At 56.0% G+C, this 21,933-nt stretch carries 16 protein-coding genes; 14 read left to right on the top strand and 2 right to left on the bottom strand.

Features of this window, described 5'->3' with window-relative positions:
• Positions 1-223: 223 nt before the first annotated feature.
• Positions 224-2,068: a YchO/YchP family invasin gene (locus N6G83_RS28970; protein ID WP_248006675.1), complete on the top strand. Its 1,845-nt coding sequence runs from the start codon at positions 224-226 to the stop codon at positions 2,066-2,068.
• Here the strand turns inward: N6G83_RS28970 and narL are convergent.
• Both narL and narX read right to left on the bottom strand, forming a co-directional pair.
• Positions 2,065-2,715, bottom strand: a complete 651-nt coding sequence (narL, locus tag N6G83_RS28965; RefSeq protein ID WP_024529761.1) for a two-component system response regulator NarL — start codon at positions 2,713-2,715, stop codon at positions 2,065-2,067. The genes N6G83_RS28970 and narL overlap by 4 nt on opposite strands.
• A gap of 9 nt (positions 2,716-2,724) precedes the next feature.
• A complete protein-coding gene (narX, locus tag N6G83_RS28960; RefSeq protein ID WP_211136359.1) occupies positions 2,725-4,509 on the bottom strand; it encodes a nitrate/nitrite two-component system sensor histidine kinase NarX in 1,785 nt (594 codons plus the stop codon).
• 353 nt (positions 4,510-4,862) lie between these two features.
• Here narX and N6G83_RS28955 point away from each other — a divergent pair, with 353 nt between their 5' ends.
• The 13 genes from N6G83_RS28955 to N6G83_RS28895 all read left to right on the top strand — a co-directional run bounded on the left by N6G83_RS28955 (position 4,863) and on the right by N6G83_RS28895 (position 21,932).
• A complete protein-coding gene (locus N6G83_RS28955; RefSeq protein WP_024529759.1) occupies positions 4,863-6,260 on the top strand; it encodes a NarK family nitrate/nitrite MFS transporter in 1,398 nt (465 codons plus the stop codon).
• A gap of 539 nt (positions 6,261-6,799) precedes the next feature.
• On the top strand, positions 6,800-7,546 hold the full coding sequence (locus N6G83_RS28950) for a transcriptional regulator (RefSeq protein ID WP_211134381.1): 747 nt from the start codon (positions 6,800-6,802) through the stop codon (positions 7,544-7,546).
• A 396-nt stretch (positions 7,547-7,942) separates the two neighbouring features.
• Positions 7,943-11,704 carry a nitrate reductase subunit alpha gene (locus tag N6G83_RS28945; protein WP_211134382.1) on the top strand — a complete coding sequence of 1,254 codons (3,762 nt, stop codon included), beginning with the start codon at positions 7,943-7,945 and terminating at the stop codon, positions 11,702-11,704.
• The gene (gene narH, locus N6G83_RS28940; RefSeq protein ID WP_065684240.1) at positions 11,701-13,245 is read left to right on the top strand and encodes a nitrate reductase subunit beta; all 1,545 of its coding nucleotides are present in this window, start codon (positions 11,701-11,703) and stop codon (positions 13,243-13,245) included. The genes N6G83_RS28945 and narH overlap by 4 nt, the downstream gene beginning before the upstream one ends.
• On the top strand, positions 13,242-13,964 hold the full coding sequence (gene narJ, locus N6G83_RS28935; RefSeq protein WP_074028554.1) for a nitrate reductase molybdenum cofactor assembly chaperone: 723 nt from the start codon (positions 13,242-13,244) through the stop codon (positions 13,962-13,964). The genes narH and narJ overlap by 4 nt, the downstream gene beginning before the upstream one ends.
• Before the next feature lie 2 nt (positions 13,965-13,966).
• Complete coding sequence (narI, locus tag N6G83_RS28930; protein WP_024485415.1) at positions 13,967-14,644, top strand: respiratory nitrate reductase subunit gamma; 678 nt, start codon at positions 13,967-13,969, stop codon at positions 14,642-14,644.
• Positions 14,645-15,013: 369 nt separating this feature from the next.
• The gene (locus N6G83_RS28925) at positions 15,014-16,021 is read left to right on the top strand and encodes a 3-oxoacyl-[acyl-carrier-protein] synthase III C-terminal domain-containing protein (protein WP_211134383.1); all 1,008 of its coding nucleotides are present in this window, start codon (positions 15,014-15,016) and stop codon (positions 16,019-16,021) included.
• On the top strand, positions 16,018-17,034 hold the full coding sequence (locus N6G83_RS28920; RefSeq protein ID WP_211134384.1) for an NAD(P)-dependent oxidoreductase: 1,017 nt from the start codon (positions 16,018-16,020) through the stop codon (positions 17,032-17,034). The genes N6G83_RS28925 and N6G83_RS28920 overlap by 4 nt, the downstream gene beginning before the upstream one ends.
• Complete coding sequence (locus tag N6G83_RS28915; RefSeq protein ID WP_211134385.1) at positions 17,027-17,833, top strand: MBL fold metallo-hydrolase; 807 nt, start codon at positions 17,027-17,029, stop codon at positions 17,831-17,833. Before N6G83_RS28920 ends, N6G83_RS28915 begins: the two co-directional genes overlap by 8 nt.
• Positions 17,830-19,116 (top strand): F390 synthetase-related protein, encoded by a 1,287-nt coding sequence (locus tag N6G83_RS28910; protein WP_211134386.1) that lies wholly within the window; start codon positions 17,830-17,832, stop codon positions 19,114-19,116. Before N6G83_RS28915 ends, N6G83_RS28910 begins: the two co-directional genes overlap by 4 nt.
• Complete coding sequence (locus tag N6G83_RS28905; protein WP_024529750.1) at positions 19,113-19,730, top strand: phosphatase PAP2 family protein; 618 nt, start codon at positions 19,113-19,115, stop codon at positions 19,728-19,730. Before N6G83_RS28910 ends, N6G83_RS28905 begins: the two co-directional genes overlap by 4 nt.
• Complete coding sequence (locus N6G83_RS28900; protein ID WP_211134387.1) at positions 19,727-20,845, top strand: sterol desaturase family protein; 1,119 nt, start codon at positions 19,727-19,729, stop codon at positions 20,843-20,845. Before N6G83_RS28905 ends, N6G83_RS28900 begins: the two co-directional genes overlap by 4 nt.
• Positions 20,838-21,932: a fatty acid desaturase family protein gene (locus tag N6G83_RS28895; RefSeq protein WP_024529748.1), complete on the top strand. Its 1,095-nt coding sequence runs from the start codon at positions 20,838-20,840 to the stop codon at positions 21,930-21,932. Before N6G83_RS28900 ends, N6G83_RS28895 begins: the two co-directional genes overlap by 8 nt.
• Position 21,933 lies beyond the last annotated feature (1 nt).

Genomic DNA, 21,933 nt, shown 5'->3' with positions numbered 1-21,933 from the left:
AATGGTGGAATGTGCTGTTCGGACGTCTTTTTTATCGCGGGTAATACCCCTTGGTTGAAAACCTCGATAACAGCTTTTTCCGATGGCTTCTTTTTGCCGATCGCTTACCCTATGGCCTCAGGTTGCATTATGCTGTGCGACAGTTTTTTTCTACCGGCCGGAACGGTAGCGCCAACGAGGTGAGTTTGCCATGCGGCAAGGAAGACGAAGGGCAAACGTGGTTATGACCAAGGTTATTCAGCAAAAGATGTCACAGTTGTTATCCAGCACGCGCTTACTCGGGTTATTAGCTTTACCGGTGATGATGTTTAACGCCCAGGCGGAAGCTCCCCCGGCAGGAGCTGGCGTGGCTGGCGCCCAGGCAGAGGCACCCGTTGCAGCGAAAAGCGAAGCTGAGTCCACGGTGGAAGCTCCCTCTATCGGGACGAGCGTGATTGACGATCTGGCTAAAGCGCCACCGACAGCAACAGTAGAAACCCAGACGGTAGTACCACCGGCAGCGGTAGCCGAAGCTCAGGCAGTAGCACCTGCAGTAGAAGCCCAGACGGTAGTACCACCGGCAGCGGTAGCAGAAGCCCAGGCAGCAGCACCACCCGCAGAGGCCCAGACCATTGCTCCACCGGCGGTGGCAAATGCGGCGGACATCCCTGCGCAAGTGCCTGCGGCCGTGACCCCGATAGAAAAGCCAGCGGCAGTGGTCAGTGAGGTCAAGGCGCAGGCATCTCCGGCGCAAGAGCTGCCGGAGTTGGGCAGCGCTGGCGTCAACGATGCCGAAAAAGAAAAAGAGTGGGCTACGCGGGCGAAAAAGCTGGCAGAGCAGAATCTTAACCAGATATCCAGCGAGCGGGCGCGCGCCGATACCAAAGATTACCTGACCAACCAGGCCAGCTCTGTCCTTCAGCAGGAGACCGAGGAGCTACTTTCACCACTTGGCACCGCTAAACTGTCGCTTGCGGTCACACCTGAAGGGGATTTCACCGGCAGCAGCGGTCAGTTGTTCAGCCCGCTCTATGACGTGGATGGCTTGTTGACCTACAGCCAGGTGGGTTATCTGCAAAAGGCTAACGGTTCACAGGGTAATTTTGGCCTGGGGCAGCGCTGGATGGTGGGGGATTGGCTGCTGGGCTACAACTCCGTGCTCGACACTGATTTCCAGAATCAGCGCAACCGTGGCAGCATCGGTGCCGAAGCCTGGGGTGACTATCTACGCTTATCGGCCAACTATTACCACCCGCTGTCGTCATATTCTCCACAAGCAAATAATGCCGTCTTTCTCGGCCGTCCGGCGCGTGGCTACGACATTACCACGCAAGGTTATCTGCCGTTTTACCACCAGCTTGGGGCCTCACTCAGCTTTGAACAGTATCGCGGCGCCAGTGTCGATCTGCTAGGCAATGGCAACAAACAAACGGATCCTAGCGCTATGCAGGTGGGGCTCAACTATACGCCGGTCCCGTTGGTCACGGTCAAAGCCTTGCACAAACTGGATAATGTGGGCGACACCCAGGACAAGGTCGAGCTGGCCATGACCTACCGCCTTGGCGTACCGCTGATCAAACAGATTTCTCCGTATTACGTGGAACAGGCAAAATCATTGCGCGGTAGCCGCTATGACAGCATTGAGCGTAATAATGTGCCGGTGCTGGAGTTCCGCGAAAGCAAAACGTTGCAGGTGTTTCTGGCGACGCCGTCATGGAGCCTGAATCCAGGGGAAACCCTGCCGCTGGTGCTGGAAATCAAAGCGGCCAATAAGATCACCGCGGTCAACTGGCAAGGGGATACTCAGGCTGTCAGCTTGACGCCGCCGGCGAATATCAACGATCCACAGGGGTGGACCTTGACGGTGCCCGCGTGGGATGAGACGCCAGGGGCCAGCAATCACTACCAACTGTCCGTCACCCTTGAGGATGAAAAGCAGCAGAAAGCCACCTCGAACTGGATCACGCTACAGGTTACCGCTCCCCTGAGCTTGTCTATTGAAGGGGAGCCTGGGTTACCGCCGCCGCAAACCCTGCAGCCACCGGCAATCCCTGCGGTTACCGGGCCGTTGCACCCACAGGGTAACTAATCTTTCTTATTGCCCAACACCCAAACGGCGGCTTCTACGCGGGATTTCAGTTTCATCTTCTTCAGCAGGTGTTTCACGTGCACCTTGACGGTACTCTCGGTGATGGTCAGTTTACGGGCGATCAGCTTGTTTGGCAGCCCCTGCGCGATCAGCTTGAGGATATCCCGCTCGCGCGGGGTTAACTGCTGGATGTCGCGTTCTACCGCCGGGCGGTTTTCCCGCAGGCTGGCCGCCAGCACTGGCGTCAATGCTTCGCTCAGTACCATTTGCCCTGCCGCCGCCTGATGCAGCGCCTTGAGCAGTTCCTCTGGTTCCATATCTTTCAAGAGATAGCCATCGGCACCGCGTTTTAGTGCGCTAACCACATCGTCTTCATGGTTGGAGACGCTGAACACCACCACGCGGCCGGAAAGGGCGATTTGGCGCAGGCGATCCAGCGTTGCCAGGCCGTTCATTCCGGGCATGTTCAGATCCAACAGGATCAGGTCGGGATCGTGCAGCTCCGCCAGCTCCACCCCTTGTTCGCCATTGCTGGCTTCGGCGATGACTTGTAGCCGTGGATCCATGCTAATCAACTGCTTGACGCCGTTACGCAACATGGGGTGATCGTCAATCAGCAGTATGGTGGCAGCTTCTTCGGTCGTCATAATATTTCCTTATTCGATAGCAGAGTTATCCGGACGGAACGTCACCCGTACTTCGGTGCCGCCGCCGCTGCATGGCAAGATTTCGCACTGGCCGTGCAGGCTTTTGGCGCGATCGCGCATGATGATCAGGCCGTAGTGATCGGGCCGTTCGCTGATATCTGGCAGGCCGCGGCCATTGTCGCTGACGCTTAGGGTGACTTCCCCCTTAAGGTTTATCACCCGAATCGTGACCTGGCTGGCCTGCGCGTGTTGGTGAATGTTACTCAATGCCTCACGCGCGATCTGCAGCAGGTGGATCGCCTGATAGGCCGGTACGCTACGTGGGCCTAACTGATAATCGAGTTCGATGGTGATCCCCAGCCGCTGATTGAATTCTTGCACCGTAGACTGTAGTGCCGCCAGCAGGCCAGGTTCGGTCAATCGCAGGCGGAAGGTGGTTAACAGCTCGCGTAACTGGCGATAGGCGGCACTGATCTCTTCACGCATCTGTTGCACCAGCGCCAGGCTGGCCGGAGGGAGTTCGCCCCCCTGCATTTGCAGGCAACTGGTCTGCATTTTCAGGCAGGTGAGGGATTGAGCGATGGAGTCGTGTAACTCGCGGGCAATCGCGGCCCGCTCCTCCATCAACATCAACTGCTGCTGGTGGTCAACCTGGCGTTCTATCGCCAATACGCTGGTCAACTGCTCCATCAGGGTATTCATCAACTGACATTGCTCATCGCTTAGCCGTTGTTCTGGATCATGTTGAGCGACGACGATGCCATAATTGCCCAGTTGGTCACTCAGGCTCCAGCTAAGAGAAGGATGGCCCTGACTATGCGGCTGATGTTCGCTTAAGCAGGCGCTACAGACCGGATTATGGCAATACTCCGGCCTCAACGGCTGGTTCCCGCTTAATTGCAGAAACTGTTCCTGACTGTTGTTTTCATACAGCCGTACCTGGATGCTGTGTAGCGGCGTCAGCGTTTGCAACTGGTTGAGGATCGGCGTCAGGCGGCTACAGATCGGCTCGCTGGTGTGTAACTGGCGGCTGGTGCGATACAGAAAGCCCAGCACCTGATTTTTCTGTTGCAGGTCGGCGGTCTTTTCTGCGACACGTTGCTCCAGCCTGGCATAGATGGTGGCAAGCTCGTCGGACATGGTGTTAAGCGCAGCGCCGAGGGAAGACATCTCGTCCTGATGCCCACGTTGGGCAAAGCGGTGGCTGAAATCACCGCGGCCAACCGCCAGTGCCAATGCCACCAATTGACGCCAAGGGTGCAGCAAACGGCGGCGTAGATAACAGATGGTGCCGACCAGCAGCAACAGCGTCAGGGCGATAAATCCCCCCTGAACCAGCGTCACCATCAACAAGCGCCGTTCGGTTTGATGATCGATATCGGAAACCAGCTTGTCCAACAGGCTGACAAAATGGGCCACTTGGGGGGCCGCATCGGCGGGGCGTTGCGCCTGACGCAGCCGTGGTTGCAGCTGGTTTAGCCAATAGTCACGCAGCGTCAGCAACTGTGGGGTTAACCCTTCGCGCTCCAGCGCCTGCTGCAAGTCGCGGCTGGTTTCATCCTGATCCAATCCCTGCATGAGTATGTCACTGTGGGCATCCAGAGGGACCTGGGAGAGCAGACGGTAGCTCTGCATCCGAAGGGAGCCTGCTTTGTTGATGGCATGGGCATTGCCCTGAATGCTTTGTGACATCCAGGCGGAAATACTCATTCCGGCGATACCCAGCACTCCCAACAGTAGCATTAACAGGGCAACCTGGTTAACGATGGAAAGCGGAGCCAGCAAGCGTTTCATCGAATACGCATCTCCCATAGAGCAGCAGAAACCAGAGAGGAGATACCTGCAACTCCGGCCGCCAAATTACGTCAATAGCAGCCATTTTTCCTCATCCCCCGGCGTAACCCCATACCCCTAACGAAGTACCCCTTAGTTTCCTGCAGCCTGAGCCATTGCCAAACCTTTCTCACTACTGTGGTATAACCTGCTGAATACCAATAGATTAGCTAGCCTTGATTGGCTACTCACTAAGGGATGCATGAGGTTTTTCCGCCATGAGCTACCTGCTTGCTCATTGATTTGCGTCAACTTTACCGCTTGAGGGGATCAACTAGGGTGTGCGCAGTTATCACCGTGTTTCTGAGGTTATTATGTCGCAATCTGCAACGCCTTTAGCAAAAAAAACGGGTGCGGTTATTCAGGACTGGCAACCTGAGAACAGCGAATTCTGGCAGCAGAGTGGGCACCGCATTGCCCGCCGCAACCTGTGGATCTCCATACCCTGCCTGTTGCTCGCCTTCTGCGTATGGATGCTGTTCAGCGCCGTGGCGGTTAATCTGAACAAGGTGGGTTTTAACTTCACCACCGATCAGCTGTTTCTGTTGACCGCATTGCCTTCGGTTTCCGGCGCGATCCTGCGCGTGCCGTATTCCTTCGTGATCCCGATGTTTGGTGGCCGCCGTTGGACAGCCATCAGCACCTGTTTCCTGCTGGTGCCTTGCCTGTGGCTGGGTTATGCGGTGCAGGATCCGACCACTTCATTCAACGTATTTATCATTATTGCGCTGTTGTGTGGGTTTGCTGGGGCCAACTTTGCCTCCAGCATGGCGAACATCAGCTTCTTCTTCCCGAAGGCTAAGCAGGGTGGCGCGTTGGGGCTGAATGGCGGTCTGGGAAATCTGGGTGTCAGCGTGATGCAACTGGTGGCTCCGTTAGCCATCTCGCTCGCCATGTTTGGCTTCCTGGGCGGCACTGGGCAGACACAGCCAGACGGCAGCCAGCTGTGGTTGGAAAACGCCGCCTGGATTTGGGTGCCTTTCCTGCTGGTGGCAACGCTGGCGGCCTGGTTCGGTATGAACGATTTGGCCGCCTCAAAGGCTTCTTTGCGCCAACAGTTGCCGGTACTCAAACGGGGTCATCTGTGGGTTTTGAGCCTGCTGTATCTGGCAACTTTTGGTTCCTTCATTGGTTTCTCTGCCGGTTTTGCCATGCTGGCGAAAACCCAGTTTCCGGACGTGGTGATCCTGCATTATGCCTTCTTCGGGCCGTTCCTTGGGGCGCTGGCTCGTCCCGTGGGTGGGGCGCTTTCCGATCGCTTTGGCGGTATTCGTGTGACGCTGCTGAACTTTATCGTCATGGCTATTTTCGCTGCCTTGCTGTTCATGACCTTGCCGGGTAGCGATCATCAGGGTTCATTTATGGCCTTCTATGGCGTGTTTATGGTGCTGTTCCTCACCGCCGGGTTGGGCAGCGGCTCGACCTTCCAGATGATCGCCGTGATATTCCGTAAAATCACCGTGGACAGAGTGAAAGCCGAAGGAGGAAGCGATGAGTTGGCACAGCGCGAGGCAGTAACCGATTCGGCTGCGGCTTTGGGCTTTATCTCGGCGATTGGTGCGGCAGGGGGGTTCTTTATTCCCAAGGCGTTTGGTACTTCGCTGGCGTTGACTGGCTCACCGGCTGGGGCGATGAAGATCTTCCTGGTGTTTTATATTCTGTGTGTCGTGGTGACCTGGGGCGTTTACGGCCGTAAAAAGGTTTCACGCTAGTTTGGTTAAGCGGAGGCAGGCTGCGCACCCCTTCGGTCGAACATGTGCGACGCTTACCCATTCAGCAACATTGCCTGTCAGTAATCTGACACTCCCCGCTTGCCGGGGAGTGTTTTGCTTCTCAATTCCTACAGGTTGTTTCACTGATAGCCAATCGGTGAATTCATCGCTATCTTGCCTGAACCAGACTGTGCAATATTACCGACAATTGGCATTTCTTGGGTATATATTAATATAGCCTTTATTTTGTTGAGTAATGATAAGATGATTCCATTTTTATCTATTGTGAAATCTTAATGTCCACGGTGTCATCAGAAAAGAAAACCCCTAATCCTTGGTGCGGGTGTTTATGTCTGAATTATCCATTGTCTAGGAGATGGATGGGTTTTTCTCAATGGGTTGCATGATTTCACTAAGTTATGAAAAGTAGGTGAAATATAAATTAAGTCTATTTCACTGACTTTATATTTAAATTCTTGAACATTTTTTCATATTTCTATACAAATGAGAACGCTATAGACTCATAAGGGAAATGAAAAGTGGACGCTGAAAAGGAAATAAAAATCATAAATTTTGATGTTTTGCTCCCCTCCAGGCAGCGTTCACGCCTGCGTTGGAAAGAGCTTCAGATCCTTTCCCTGCTGGTTAACCGGTCGCCTGAGTTGGTGAGCCGCTCTGAAATCATTGAGACTATCTGGAAAGGTACCTATTGCTCAGACTCGACAATAAATCAGACGATTAAGTCCATTCGCCAGAAAATTGGCGACACGGAACATGCTCTCATCAGGACCATTCCTCGTCTTGGTTATAAGGTGGAAGATAAAACGATTTTTAACTTTATATCGACAGGGGAATCTGCCGTCGCTACGGAGATTATTCCTGGGAATGATGATGCTGAAACTTTCAATCGTGATCTATCTGAGGGTGAATTAAATCATATGGCCGATGAAATTATTGAAAATGCAACGGTGTCGGAAGGTTATTCCCTCATGAGTCCGATATTAAGCGAAACGGCTTTGGCTGATTCCAGGCGAAACACGCTAACGCCGTGGGGAAGAATATTGAAGTATCTGGCGGCGTTTATTGCACTGTTGACGGTTTCACTTTTATCCTATGCATTGGGCAGCCGAACCAGGCCTGCAATACAGCATGAGCAGCCAAACAGCCCTCGTATGGTCCTCTCTTTTTCATTAGAAACTTCCCCTGGTGTTAATCCCCAGGCGCTGAACTGCGTATATCTGGCGGGGAATGAAAAGGAAATGCGGGTTGAATGCCGCACTCGTTAGCAGGGATCCCCCTTCAAGCTGTTTAAGATAGAAGTATTAAACTGCGCAAGATTATCCCGATTAAGCTCGCTCACACATTCGTTTTACCACCACTACCCCCAAATTTCCGTTTTAGGAGGTTCGCCAGGCGCTTATCCCTGTAAATCTATTATTATTGTTTTATTACAGTTAGATAGCGTTATTTTTAACGATCATCCTTTAGTGGTATTTCCACCTTTCCTCACGTTTTCCCTCACTGATTCCCTTGATCGCAATCAAGTTACGCCCGGCAGAGCATCAGTAGCCTTGGCCGCAGATTGAGCAATGTCACTTGGCAATTTCTTACAACAACATACCCGTCGTCTTTCAAGCTGCAGCTTGAAATTCGAGTGTAACGAGCCTTCAGGAGAACTCCGGATGAGCAAATTTCTAGATCGGTTCCGCTACTTCAAGCAGTTGGCCGAACCTTTCTCTGGCGGTCATGGCCAAACGCTAAACACCAACCGCGATTGGGAAGACGGTTACCGCAGCCGCTGGCAGCACGACAAAGTGGTGCGCTCCACCCATGGTGTTAACTGCACCGGCTCCTGTAGCTGGAAAATTTATGTGAAAAACGGCCTGGTCACCTGGGAAACCCAGCAGACCGATTACCCACGCACCCGTCCAGATTTGCCCAACCATGAGCCCCGTGGCTGCCCACGCGGTGCCAGCTATTCCTGGTATCTCTACAGCGCCAACCGCCTGAAATATCCGCTGATGCGCAAACGCCTCATCAAACTATGGCGCGAGGCTAAAGCCTTGCATAGCGATCCGGTTGATGCCTGGGGTTCGATCGTTTCCGATCCGGAAAAAGCCAAAAGCTACAAAGTGGCTCGTGGCCGCGGTGGTTTTGTCCGCTCCAGCTGGCAGGAAGTCAATGAATTGATCGCTGCCTCTAACGTCTATACCGCCAAGACCTTTGGCCCGGATCGTATTATCGGCTTCTCGCCGATCCCGGCGATGTCGATGGTGTCTTACGCGGCGGGGGCTCGTTACCTATCGCTGATTGGTGGCACCTGCTTGAGCTTCTACGACTGGTACTGCGATTTGCCACCGGCCTCGCCGATGACCTGGGGCGAGCAGACCGACGTGCCGGAATCCGCCGACTGGTACAACTCCTCGTATATCATTGCCTGGGGCTCCAACGTGCCGCAAACGCGCACCCCGGATGCCCACTTCTTCACCGAGGTTCGCTACAAGGGCACCAAAACCGTCGCAGTGACGCCAGATTACGCGGAAGTGGCCAAGCTATGCGACCAGTGGCTGAACCCGAAACAGGGTACCGATAGCGCCATGGCGCTGGCGATGGGCCACGTGATGCTCAAAGAGTTCCATCTGGATCGTGAAGTTGGTTATTTCCGCGACTATGTACGCCGCTACACCGATATGCCGATGCTGGTGTTGCTGGAGCCGCGTACCGAAGGTTATTACGCCGCTGGCCGCCTGCTGCGCGCCGCCGACCTGGTGGATGGCCTTGGCCAGGAAAACAACCCCGAGTGGAAAACCGTCGCGCTGGATCAGACCAGCGGTGAACTGGTAGCGCCGCAGGGCTCTATCGGTTTCCGTTGGGGTGAGAAGGGCAAATGGAACCTGGAACAGCGTGAAGGTAAAGCCCAGCAGGATGTGGAGCTGCAACTCAGCCTGCTAGGCAGCCATGATGAGGTGGTTGACGTTGGCTTCCCATACTTTGGCGGTGCCGAGAGTGAGCATTTCAACAGCGTGGCGTTGGACGACATCCTGCTGCACAAATTGCCGGTAAAACGCCTGCAACTGGCGGACGGCAGCCAGGCATTGGTGACCAGCGTCTACGACCTGACGCTGGCTAACTACGGCCTGGATCGTGGCCTGAATGATGCCAACTGCGCCAACGGTTATGATGAAGTCAAAGCCTATACACCAGCCTGGGCAGAACAGATCACCGGCGTCTCACGCCATAACATCATCCGCATTGCGCGGGAGTTTGCCGAAAACGCCGAGAAAACCCACGGCCGCTCGATGATTATCGTTGGTGCCGGTGTCAACCACTGGTATCACATGGACATGACCTATCGCGGGCTGATCAACATGTTGATCTTCTGCGGTTGCGTTGGCCAAAGCGGCGGCGGCTGGGCGCACTATGTCGGTCAGGAAAAGCTGCGCCCACAAACCGGTTGGATGCCGCTGGCCTTTGGCCTGGATTGGCAACGGCCGGCTCGCCATATGAACAGCACCTCGTTCTTCTACAACCACTCCAGCCAATGGCGTTACGAAACGGTCGGCACCGAAGAGCTGTTGTCACCGATGGCGGACAAGAGTCAGTTTGCTGGCAGCCTGGTCGATTTAAACGTGCGTGCCGAGCGCATGGGGTGGCTGCCATCGGCACCGCAACTGGACACCAACCCGTTACATCTGGCCGCTCAGGCCAAAGCGGCGGGTCAGACGCCGCTGGATTTCACCGTGGAGAGCCTGAAACAGGGCAGCGTTCGCTTTGCTGCCGAACAGCCGGATAACCCGCAGAACTTCCCGCGTAACCTGTTCGTCTGGCGCTCCAACCTGCTGGGCTCCTCCGGCAAGGGGCATGAATACATGCTCAAATACCTGCTGGGGACCGAGAATGGCATCCAGGGCCAGGATTTGGGCCAGCAGGGCGGCGTAAAACCACAGGAAGTCGAGTGGTTGGATAACGGCGGCGAAGGCAAGTTGGATCTGGTCGTGACGCTTGATTTCCGCATGTCCAGCACCTGCCTGTATTCCGACATCGTGCTGCCTACCGCCACCTGGTACGAGAAAGACGATATGAATACCTCGGACATGCATCCGTTTATTCATCCGTTGTCTGCGGCTGTCGATCCTGCCTGGGATTCCAAGAGCGACTGGGAGATCTACAAGGGTATCGCCAAAGCGTTCTCCGAGGTGTGCGTTGGCCATCTGGGCCAGGAAACCGACATTGTTACGCTGCCGATCCAGCATGACTCCGCCGCCGAACTGGCGCAGCCCTACGGCGTGAAAGACTGGAAGAAAGGCGAGTGCGAGCTGATCCCAGGTAAAACCGCGCCACACATCATGGTGGTCGAACGCGATTATCCCGCGACCTACGAGCGCTTTACCTCGCTCGGTCCGCTGCTGGACAAGCTTGGCAACGGGGGGAAGGGCATCAGTTGGAACACCCAGACCGAAGTCGACTTCCTGAAAAAGCTCAACTACGTGAAGACCGAAGGCCCGGCAGTTGGGCGGCCTAAGATCGAAAGTGCTATCGATGCGGCGGAAGTGATCCTCTCGCTGGCACCGGAAACCAATGGGCAGGTGGCGGTGAAAGCCTGGCAGGCACTGAGCAACATCACCGGGCGCGATCACACCCATCTGGCGCTGAACAAGGAAGACGAAAAGATCCGTTTCCGCGATATTCAGGCCCAGCCGCGCAAGATCATCTCCAGCCCGACCTGGTCTGGTCTGGAGGATGAACACGTCTCTTACAACGCCTGCTACACCAACGTGCATGAGCTGATCCCATGGCGCACCCTGAGTGGCCGCCAGCAGCTTTATCAGGATCACGAGTGGATGCGTGCCTTCGGGGAAAGCCTGCTGGTCTATCGCCCGCCGATCGACACCCGTGCCGCGCAGCCGTTGCTGAATAAAAAGCCAAACGGTAACAAAGAGAAGGCACTGAACTTCCTGACGCCGCACCAGAAGTGGGGCATCCACTCCACCTACAGCGACAACCTGCTGATGCTGACCCTGTCACGCGGCGGGCCAATCGTCTGGCTGAGTGAGGACGATGCCAAAGACCTAGGCATTGAAGATAACGACTGGATCGAGGCCTTCAACGCCAACGGAGCGCTCACCGCCCGTGCGGTGGTCAGCCAGCGTATTCCGTCGGGGATGACCATGATGTATCACGCGCAGGAACGTATCGTGAACATTCCAGGCTCGGAAATCACCAGCCAGCGCGGCGGGATCCACAACTCGGTGACCCGCGTGTGTCCTAAACCGACCCATATGATCGGCGGCTATGCGCAGCTGGCCTACGGTTTTAACTACTACGGCACCGTAGGCTCGAATCGCGATGAGTTTGTGGTGGTGCGCAAAATGGACCATATCGACTGGTTAGACGGCGAAGGTAACGACTACGCGCAGGGCAGCCAGCAGGAGAAAGCCAAATGAAAATTCGTTCGCAAGTTGGCATGGTACTCAACCTGGACAAGTGCATAGGTTGCCATACCTGTTCGGTGACCTGTAAGAACGTCTGGACCAGCCGCGAAGGCATGGAATATGCCTGGTTCAACAACGTGGAAAGCAAGCCGGGCATCGGCTATCCCAACGCCTGGGAAGATCAGGACAAATGGAAGGGTGGCTGGATACGCAAAATCAACGGCAAGCTGGAGCCGCGCATGGGTAACCGCATTGGCCTGCTGTCGAAGATCTTTGCCAACCCGGATGTTCCCGCGCTGGACGATTATTACGAGCCGTTCGATTACGACTACCAGAACCTGCATACCGCCCCGCAGGGCAAGCATCAGCCGATCGCCCGTCCGCGCTCGCTGATCACCGGCCAGCGAATGAACAAGATCGAAAGCGGCCCAAACTGGGAAGAGATCCTCGGCGGTGAGTTCGACAAACGTGCCAAAGACAAAAACTTCGACAACATGCAGAAGGCGATGTACGGCCAGTTCGAAAACACCTTCATGATGTATCTGCCACGCCTGTGCGAGCACTGCCTGAACCCGGCCTGTGTGGCGACTTGTCCGAGCGGTGCGATCTATAAACGCGGCGAAGACGGCATTGTGCTGATCGATCAGGATAAATGCCGCGGCTGGCGGATGTGCCTGACCGGCTGCCCGTACAAGAAAATCTACTTCAACTGGAAAAGCGGCAAATCCGAGAAGTGCATCTTCTGCTACCCAAGGATTGAGGCTGGCCAGCCGACCGTTTGTTCGGAAACCTGCGTGGGGCGTATCCGCTATCTCGGCGTGCTGCTGTACGATGCCGACCGCATTGAACAAGCGGCCGCGACAGAGAACGATAAAGACCTGTATCAGAGCCAAATGGATATCTTCCTCGATCCGCACGATCCGGCGGTGATTGAGCAAGCGTTGAAAGACGGTATCCCGCAAGGCGTGATTGAGGCTGCACAGCAGTCGCCGGTTTACAAGATGGCGATGGACTGGAAGCTGGCGCTGCCGCTGCACCCGGAATATCGCACTTTGCCGATGGTGTGGTATGTACCGCCGTTGTCTCCGATCCAGTCGGCTGCGGATGCCGGTGAGTTGGCCCACAGCGGCGTACTGCCTGATGTCGAAAGCCTGCGCATCCCGGTGCAATATCTGGCGAATCTGTTGACCGCCGGGGATACCGCTCCGGTGCTGTTGGCGCTAAAACGGATGTTGGCGATGCGCCACTACAAGCGGGCAGAAACCGTGGACGGCGTGGTGGACACCAGTGCGCTTGAGCAGGTGGGACTGACAGAAGCGCAGGCGCAAGAGATGTATCGCTATCTGGCGATCGCTAACTACGAAGACCGTTTCGTCGTGCCTTCCAGCCACCGTGAATTGGCGCGCGAAGCCTTCCCGGAAAGCAAAGGCTGTGGCTTCAGCTTTGGCGACGGTTGCCACGGCAGTGACAGCAAATTCAACCTGTTCAACAGCCGCCGCATCGATGCCATCGACGTGACGCAGAAAACCCCGCGCAAGGAGGATGCCTCATGATCGCTCTGCGAATTATTGCCCGCCTGCTGGATTATCCTGAGCAGGAATTGTTTGACCATCAGCAAGAGCTGGTGGAAGCCCTGGAACCGGCCTGTGAACTGGACTTGCATCACAGCGCCCAGTTGATTCTGTTTATCCGCCGCTTCTGTGCCCGTCCGTTGCTGGATGTGCAGGCGGAGTATTGCGAGCTGTTCGATCGTGGCCGTGCGACTTCACTGTTGTTGTTTGAGCATGTTCACGGTGAATCCCGCGATCGCGGCCAGGCTATGGTCGATCTGATGGCGCAATACCGCGAAGCCGGGCTGGAGATCGACAGCCGCGAACTGCCGGACTTCTTGCCGCTGTATCTGGAGTATCTGGCTAGCCGCAACAAAGAGGAAGCTCAGGGCGGATTGCAGGATATCGCCCCCATCCTGGCCCTGCTGGGTGCTCGCTTGCAACAGCGTCAAAGCCCGTATGCGGTACTGTTCGATCTGCTGCTGGTGTTGTCTGCTAGTGGCGTTGCAGCCAAAAGTTTGCAGCCACAAGTTGCCGGTGAAACACGTGACGACACGCCACAGGCTCTGGATGCCGTCTGGGAAGAAGAACAGATCAAGTTTTTGGGTGAGCAAGGCTGTGCTTCGGCGCAGCAGGCCACCCACCAGCGGCGCTTTGCTGGGGCGGTGGCGCCACAGTATCTGGATGTGGGTTCAATGACCACGGCAACCAAAGGACGCTAATCATGCACTTTCTGACGCTTTTCTTCTTCGATATCTATCCGTATATCGCCGGAGCGATCTTCCTGATCGGTAGTTGGCTGCGTTACGACTACGGGCAATACACCTGGCGTGCTGGCTCCAGCCAGATGCTGGATAAAAAGGGCATGCGGCTGGCCTCTAACCTGTTCCATATCGGCATTCTGGGCATTTTTGCCGGGCACTTCCTCGGTATGCTGACGCCGCACTGGATGTATGAATCTTTCCTGCCGATCGCCGTGAAACAGAAAATGGCGATGTTTGCCGGTGGGGCCTGTGGCGTGATGATGTTGGTGGGCGGTGTGCTGTTATTAAAGCGCCGTTTGACCAACCCACGTATCCGCGCCACCAGTAGCGTGGGGGATATCCTGATCCTGACGTTGCTGGTCGTGCAGGTGTGTCTGGGGCTGTTGACCATTCCGTTCTCTGCTCAACACATGGACGGTAGCGAGATGCTGAAGTTGGTCGCCTGGGCGCAAGCGGTGGTGACCTTCCATGGCGGTGCAGCTCAACATTTGGAAGGGGTTGCACTGATATTCAAGATCCATATCGTGCTCGGCATGACCCTGTTCCTGATATTCCCGTTCTGCCGCCTGGTGCATATCTGGAGCGTGCCGGTGGAATATCTGACTCGCCGCTACCAGTTGGTACGTAACCGCCGTTAATTCCCCACGTTATCCAGCGGCAAGGTCTTTGGACGTTGCCGCTATTTTATTTCCCTCGTATTGCTGCTTAACCAACACCCTTTTATCGTTGACTCAGTCTTTGATTTTGGCCTGCCTTAGCCTCCCCGAACCAGGTCAAACAGCTTATTCTTATAGATCTCTTTTCGGCGTTGATCTAGGCTGTGCCATTAGGTTAACGGCATGGTTTACCAGGTTAGTTAAGCGAACGGAATCAATCAGTAAAATTTCCTGTTAGGATTTTCATTATGCTGATGTTAAATAAGGGCTAGATCAAAAGAGCGTAAATGGTTTGATTAATTACGCTGGATGCTAAGCCAAACGAGTTAGGGATAAGCAGACTGAACACCTATGACCATTGATAACCTGTCCCACCCCGTCCTGCCGCTGAAAATCATCGCGACCGGTGCGGCGTTGCCTCCCGGCTGCATCGAATCTTCGGCGTTGGATCGGCAATTGAACAAACCCGTCGGCTATGTAGAAAAACGCTCGGGGATTATTCATCGCTTTCATGCCAGCAATCAGGCCAGCCAGGCCGAACTGGCCGTCGCCGCATTGGATGATGCGCTGGCTCGCCATGCTATCCCGCGTGACTCCATCGATCTGTTGATCTCGGCCTCGGCTATTTCCGTACAGGCATTACCCTTTAGTGCCGCGCATATTCTTAAAATCGCTGGCTTACCCTCAGGTACCGCAGGTTTTGATATCAATACCAGCTGCGTCAGCTTTATTAGCGCATTGCAGGTGGCGGCTGGGCTTCTCAACACAGGCGTTTACCGGCGAATTGCCATTGTCTCCGCCGATATCGCCTCGCGCGGTATCGACTGGGAAGATGAAGAGTCCTCACTGATTTTTGGCGATGGTGCCGCCTGTGCCATTGTGGAACGCGGCGATGGGCGCAGCGGAATTTTGTCCTACCTGATGGAAACCTATCCGGAAGGCAGCGATCTGTGTGAAATCCGCGCCGGTGGCACACGCCGTAACCCGCGCGCCGGGATGAACGACAGCGATTTTCTGTTCCATATGAAGGGCAAGCAACTGTTCCGCCAGGCTTCTGCGCTGATAGAAGGCTACCTTGAGCGCTTGCTGAGCGCCGCAGGGCTCACCTTGCCACAAATTGCCACCGTGGTCCCGCACCAGGCCAGCCATCTCTCGCTGGAGCATATGCGCAAAAGGCTGAATGTAGCGCCAGAGGCGTTGGTGGATATCTATCGTTACCGGGGCAACCAGGTGGCGGCGTCAATTCCTTCCGCGCTGCACGAGGCGGCGATCACCGACAGGCTGAAGGCCAATCAGCCGGTAATGTTGATCGGTACCGCTGCCGGGCTGACCCTGGGCGGCATGGTTCTGCTGCCATGAAAGTCTTGGTAACCGGGGCGACCAGTGGGTTAGGGCGCAATGCGGCCGAGTGGTTGTTGGCTGCCGGGCATCAGGTGCATGCTACCGGGCGTGATGAGGCCGTTGGCCGTGAGTTGGTGGTACTGGGGGCAAAGTTTACTCCGTTGGATCTGACCCGCGCCGGGATGGAACAGTGCGAACAACTGATGAGGGGTTATGACATCGTCTGGCATTGTGCCGCCAAATCTTCCCCATGGGGCGATCGCAAGGCGTTTTTCCAGGCCAACACCTACGTCACGGAAAAGCTCGCCAAAGCCGCCGGGCGCTGCGGGGTGAAACGCTTTATCCATATCTCGACGCCGGCGATCTATTTTGATTTCAGGCATCATCACAACATTACCGAAGGTGAACCGGCCCGGCGGTTTGCCAATCATTATGCTGCCAGCAAGTATGCTGCCGAACAGAGCATTAACGCGCTGCTGCATCGCTATCCGCAAACCACCTACCTGATCCTGCGTCCGCGTGGCCTGTTTGGCCCGCATGACCGAGTGATCGTACCCAGGATCCTGGCCCAGATGCAGCGTGATAAAGGTGCTCTGCGTCTGCCCGGTGGCGGTAAAGCCTATCTGGATCTGACCTTTGTGCTCAACGTAGTGCATGCGATGGATCTGGCCAGCAACCGGGCGAACTTGCCTTCCGGCGGCATTTATAACATCACCAACCAACAGCCGCAGCGGCTGGAGGATATGCTGCACCAACTGCTGGCCCAACAGCTAGGCTGGCAATATAGGGTGCAGGCATTGCCTTACCGGCTGTTGTGGGCGGTGGCAGGGGGGATGGAATTGATAGCCCATTTCACCGGCAAAGAGCCGATGCTGACGCGCTACAGCGCGGCGGCCGCCTATTTTGATATGACGCTGGATAACAGCCGCGCGATTGAAGAACTGGGCTACCGGCCTCGTTATAGCCTGGAGCAGGGGATAGAGCTGACCGGGCAATGGATGAAACAGCAGGGGATGGCGGCGCATGGCTAATATCACCACCTTTGAAATCGGTTATTGCACCCACCTTGGCTGCATGGCACTGCGTGGCTCGCCGATGCGTAGCTGCAAATTCCCTTCTCGTGCCTACCTGCTGGAGGTGGGCGAGCGTCGCTGGCTATGGGATACCGGTTATGCCAGCTATTTCCAACAGTACACCGCCAGCGGTATTTTCCGGTTGTATAGCCAGATTACCCCGGTCTATTTCAGCCCACAGCAGGCGCTGTTTGAGCAGTTGCGTAGCCGGGGTGTAGGCGTGGGTGATATTGAGGCGGTAATTATTTCCCATTTTCATGCTGACCATATCGCTGGCCTGCGTGATTTCAGCCGTCTCAACATGATTTGTTCTGGTGAGGGCTGGCAGCAAACTCGTGAGCTGCGCGGCTTTGCCGCCCTGAAGCGGGCGTTTATACCGGGGTTGATCCCCGAGGAGTTTGAATCCGCATTGCAGTTTGTGGAGTCATTCCCGCTACAGAGTCTGCCAGCCGAACTGGCACCGTTCCAGCAGGGGTATGCACTACCAGGCAGCGAAGGGCAAATCCTCATTGTGCCTCTGCCGGGCCATGCTGCGGGCCATCTTGGTGCCTTTGTCCAAACCGATGCGGGCTGGACGCTGCTGGCAAGCGATGCCGCCTGGTCGCCGCTGAACTACCAGCAACTGCGAGGCCCTTCGCGGCTGGCGAACCTGATCATGGATAATCCGCGTAGCTACTACCAAACCCTTGAAGCGCTCAACCAACTGCATCACGGCGGCGCGGCAGAGATCCTGTTGTGCCATGAGGGGGATTTATGATCCCGCTGATGACGCTGTGGCACTACCTGCGAGCGCGCAAACTGCATTTCACCGAACGGGCAGAACTGGAGGCTTACCAGGCGCGTCAGTTAAAACGCTTTGCCCGCCGGGTATTGGCGCATAGCCCCTATTTCCGGCCATACTGTCTGTTACCCGTGAGCGAATGGCCAGAAATGGACAAAGCGATCATGATGACGCATTTTGATCGGATGAATACCGCTGGGCTGCAACTGGAGGCGCTATTGGCCTGTGCCCGGCGCAGCGAAACCGATCGTGACTTCACCCCCAAAGTGGGCAAATACAGCGTAGGTTTATCGACCGGTACCTCCGGGCGACGCGGCGTGTTTGTGGTCAGCCCGCAGGAACAGCAGATCTGGGCTGGCGGCATGCTGGCCAAAATGTTGCCGCAAGGGGTGTTTGCCGGTGAGCGGGTCGCGCTGTTTCTACGTGCGGATAACAATCTGTATCACAGCGTCAACAACCGCTGGTTGAGCCTGACGTTTTACGATCTGTTTGCTCCCTTTGCCGAGCACTTACCGCAGATTGAACGGGAGCAACCCACCATCGTGGTCGCACCTGCGCAGGTATTGTGCGCGTTGGCTAATGCGGTCGAGCGGGGTGAACTCCAATTGCGAGTGAAGAAAGTGATCTCAGTGGCTGAGGTGCTGGAGCCGCAGGATCGCCAATTGCTAAAGCGGGTATTTGCCGACGTAGGCGAAGTCTATCAGGCCACCGAAGGTTTTCTGGCTGCTACCTGTAGCCACGGCACCTTGCATCTGAACGAAGAGTTTATTCACGTGGAGCCACAGTGGATCGATGAGCAGCACTTTACCCCACTGATCACCGATTTTACGCGCCGTACGCAGCCGATCGTGCGTTATCGGCTGGATGATATTCTGGTGCGGCGTGCGGAGCCTTGCCCATGCGGCCAGGCCAGCATGGCGTTGGATCGGATTGAAGGGCGCTGTGACGATCAACTCTTACTGCCAGGATTGCAGGGCACAGCGCAGCGAGTCTTTGCCGATCTATGCCGCCGTGTGATTGCCAACGCGTTACCCGCCGTGGCCGATTATCGCCTGACCCAGTTGTCTAGCCAGCGGCTGCATCTGATGGCCGACTGTAGCCCTGCCGAGCTGGAACATTGTCAGCAGCACCTGATGGTGCTGTTTACCCAGCAAGGTATCGCGGTGCAGCAACTGGAGTGGCAACTGACCGCACAGAGCATCATGCCGCAGTTCGATGCCAAACGCCGTCGCATCGTGCGTTTGCCGGAGGCATCATGAAAGAGGTGATCTATCGCCTATGGCAAATGCTGCTGGGCTGGGGCTTTGTTGGCCTGATTTATAACAGCACTGACCGATGGCAAGGAGCGGGTTATCAGCTGACGCCGAGTTGGCTGGATCGCGCAATTCCCTTTAGCCCGCATGCTATCTGGCTATACCTGTCTTTTTTCCTGATCGTTCCGCTGTGCTATCTGCTGTGCCCGCTGAGCCGGATCAAATGGCTTAGAAGCTCGATGCAGCTTGCCGCTATTGTTGCGGGGGCCATCTATCTGCTGTGGCCGACGACGATGGACTACCCGGTCGATCAGGGGGGGTCACTCAGCTCCACCATGCTGGCGGCATTGATCGGGATTGATTCAAAACAAAACTGTTTACCCTCGTTGCATATAGCCTTGACGGCCCTGGCCGTGTGGGCCGTGGCGGACAGTCGGAAAAAATGGCGCAGCGTGCTGTTGTCGCTTTGGGGATTGGCGATTGCCTTCTCTATCCTGCAACTGCGCCGACACCTGCTGGTGGATTTGCTCAGTGGAGCGGTGTTGGCCATGGCCGTCGGCTATGCCTGCCAACATGTTCGATGGATTGTCAGTGATTTTCGTCAGGGAGAACGACCATGACCGATCTGGTAATACCGATAGTCTTTATGCTGTGCGTGGTGCTGGGCGAAGCCCTGTGGCTGCAAAAGCGCAATCGGGGCAGCGTTGATTGGCACGATGTGATCTTCAACCTCAACTCCGGGCATATCATGCTGTGGCTGTTCCGGGGGCTGGAGATCTTCTGCTATGGCTATGTGGCGACCCATTACAGCCTGGGCCTGGTCGATAGCTGGCCGGTTGCGCTGGTGTGGCTGTTTGCCTTGCTGGCGTGGGACTTTGGTTTTTACTGGTTACACCGCCTGCATCACCGTTTCCGCCTGTTGTGGGCGGTGCATGTGGTGCATCACCAGGGCGAGCATTTCAACCTTTCGTTGGGCGTGCGTAACTCGTGGTATTCGTCATTAACGTCGATCCCGTTCTTTATGCTGCTGGCGTTGGCCGGTGTGCCGCTTTCGGTGTTTATCACCGTTTCGATCCTGCACTACGGCATTCAGCTGTTTAACCATAATGCGCTGACCCCAAAACTGGGCTGGCTGGAAAAAATCTTTGTTACCCCGGCGCACCATCGGGTGCATCACGTCAACGATCTGGCCTATTCCAACCGTAATTTTGGCGGCAGCTTTATCTTCTGGGACAAGCTGTTTGGCACCTTTGGCCCGTCGCTGCCAACCGAGCCTTTCGCCTATGGCGTACGCGGGGAGAAATCTTCGGTTAATCCGTTCTGGGCCAGCAATCAGCCGTTTTTGCGCTACTTCAAGCTGCCTTACAAACCTTCGGCCAATAGCGCCCGTTTCCGCAGCTCCGCGTGGTGTATGGTGAGTGGTGCGTTGCTGTTGTTCGCCCTGGTGCTGGGTTATGTGTATCGCTTTGGATATGGCTACAACGGCCTGACCGGCGAGCAGGCGGCACTGTTTATGCTGTTGGCGGTAGGCGCGGTAGCGCTGGGGGGGATTGCCGAAGGCCGTAGCTGGGGCGTAAAGACCTGGTTATTGGTGGCGTTGGCCGCTCCACTGTTGTTGCTGTTGGCGCTGGGGTGGCACCAACCTTACTGGTGGCTGATGACTTGCGGCATTGCGGTGCATGGCTGCGCTGTCGCCGCTGGCTGGGGACGCCAGAAGGAAGCGGTCCATGGCTGACTCTCTGCCGCCACTCTCTTTCCCTGCGGATGGGGAACAGGCGTTTCATCGTGAACTGAAACGTCGGGCCCATGCTTATCTGAGCGGCCGTGACGATCACCGCTTTGCCGATGTGGCCCGTTGGATCAAGGCTATCGTCCTGCTGTTGTTGTGCGTGGGTTTCTACCTGCTCAGCCTGATGCAACAGCAGGGGCTGGCGTTTATGCTGTGTTACTTTGCCTTTGTCATGATGGGCATGTTGCTGAACGTTAACGTCAATCATGACGCTTCGCATAACGCGTTCGCCCGCACTCCTTGGGTGAATCGCCTGGCGGGGCGTCTGGTGACGATCCCGCTGGGGGTCGATCCGGACTATTGGCGGACACGGCACGTCAGCTATCACCATGTGTATGCCAATGTCGAACATTACGATCTGGACACCGAAGAGAACGGCTTTTTCCGCCAGACGCCGTTCCAGCAATGGCGGGCGCACATGCGCTATCAGCACCTTTACTGGCCGCTGATTGCTGCCTTGTCGCTGCCCTATATTGCGCTGGTGTTTGATTGGTCAGACCGGTTGGGCAAAACCCCGTTGGCCACCGAGGGTGTACTGGCCGGGCGCAAGGGCTGGGCGGTGTTTATTGCCAGCAAACTGTGCCACATAGTGGTGGTGCTGGTGATCCCGTTAGTGGTTTGCCAGCAACACGGTATCGGCTGGCAAACGGTGCTGATCGCTTATCTGTTGAGCCAGATGCTGGCCTCGCTGCTGGTGGTGTTCTTACTGTTGGGTACCCACTGGGCGCAGGCCGAGTTTTACGCGGTGCCAGAGGGGGGGCAAATGCCGCAGGGCTGGTATCGGCATAACTTTGCCACCGCCTGCGACTGGGAAACCTCGCCAAAGTGGTTGCACCATCTGACAGGTGGGCTGAATTATCATCTCACCCATCATCTGTTCCCCGGCTGGAATCACCGCCATTATCCCGCGCTGGCCGCCATCTTGGCTGAACTCGCGCCACGCTATGCCATGGATTATCGCTGCATCGGCTATCGCGAACTGTTGCAACAGCAGCAACGCTTCCTACGTACGATGGGGCAACAGCCACGATGAA

Source organism: Serratia sp. PL7, assembly GCF_945957435.1.
This window is presented reverse-complemented; position numbering and strand designations above follow the sequence as displayed.

Excerpts from the sequence above, each read along its gene's own strand:
- narJ (WP_074028554.1), top strand. The coding sequence starts at position 13,242 with ATGATCGCTCTGCGAATTATTGCCCGCCTGCTGGATTATCCTGAGCAG.
- N6G83_RS28915 (WP_211134385.1), top strand. The coding sequence starts at position 17,027 with ATGGCTAATATCACCACCTTTGAAATCGGTTATTGCACCCACCTTGGC.
- N6G83_RS28920 (WP_211134384.1), top strand. The coding sequence starts at position 16,018 with ATGAAAGTCTTGGTAACCGGGGCGACCAGTGGGTTAGGGCGCAATGCG.
- narH (WP_065684240.1), top strand. The coding sequence starts at position 11,701 with ATGAAAATTCGTTCGCAAGTTGGCATGGTACTCAACCTGGACAAGTGC.
- N6G83_RS28910 (WP_211134386.1), top strand. The coding sequence starts at position 17,830 with ATGATCCCGCTGATGACGCTGTGGCACTACCTGCGAGCGCGCAAACTG.
- N6G83_RS28945 (WP_211134382.1), top strand. The coding sequence starts at position 7,943 with ATGAGCAAATTTCTAGATCGGTTCCGCTACTTCAAGCAGTTGGCCGAA.
- narL (WP_024529761.1), bottom strand. The coding sequence starts at position 2,715 with ATGACGACCGAAGAAGCTGCCACCATACTGCTGATTGACGATCACCCC.
- N6G83_RS28955 (WP_024529759.1), top strand. The coding sequence starts at position 4,863 with ATGTCGCAATCTGCAACGCCTTTAGCAAAAAAAACGGGTGCGGTTATT.
- N6G83_RS28900 (WP_211134387.1), top strand. The coding sequence starts at position 19,727 with ATGACCGATCTGGTAATACCGATAGTCTTTATGCTGTGCGTGGTGCTG.
- narX (WP_211136359.1), bottom strand. The coding sequence starts at position 4,509 with ATGAAACGCTTGCTGGCTCCGCTTTCCATCGTTAACCAGGTTGCCCTG.
- narI (WP_024485415.1), top strand. The coding sequence starts at position 13,967 with ATGCACTTTCTGACGCTTTTCTTCTTCGATATCTATCCGTATATCGCC.
- N6G83_RS28895 (WP_024529748.1), top strand. The coding sequence starts at position 20,838 with ATGGCTGACTCTCTGCCGCCACTCTCTTTCCCTGCGGATGGGGAACAG.
- N6G83_RS28970 (WP_248006675.1), top strand. The coding sequence starts at position 224 with ATGACCAAGGTTATTCAGCAAAAGATGTCACAGTTGTTATCCAGCACG.
- N6G83_RS28905 (WP_024529750.1), top strand. The coding sequence starts at position 19,113 with ATGAAAGAGGTGATCTATCGCCTATGGCAAATGCTGCTGGGCTGGGGC.
- N6G83_RS28925 (WP_211134383.1), top strand. The coding sequence starts at position 15,014 with ATGACCATTGATAACCTGTCCCACCCCGTCCTGCCGCTGAAAATCATC.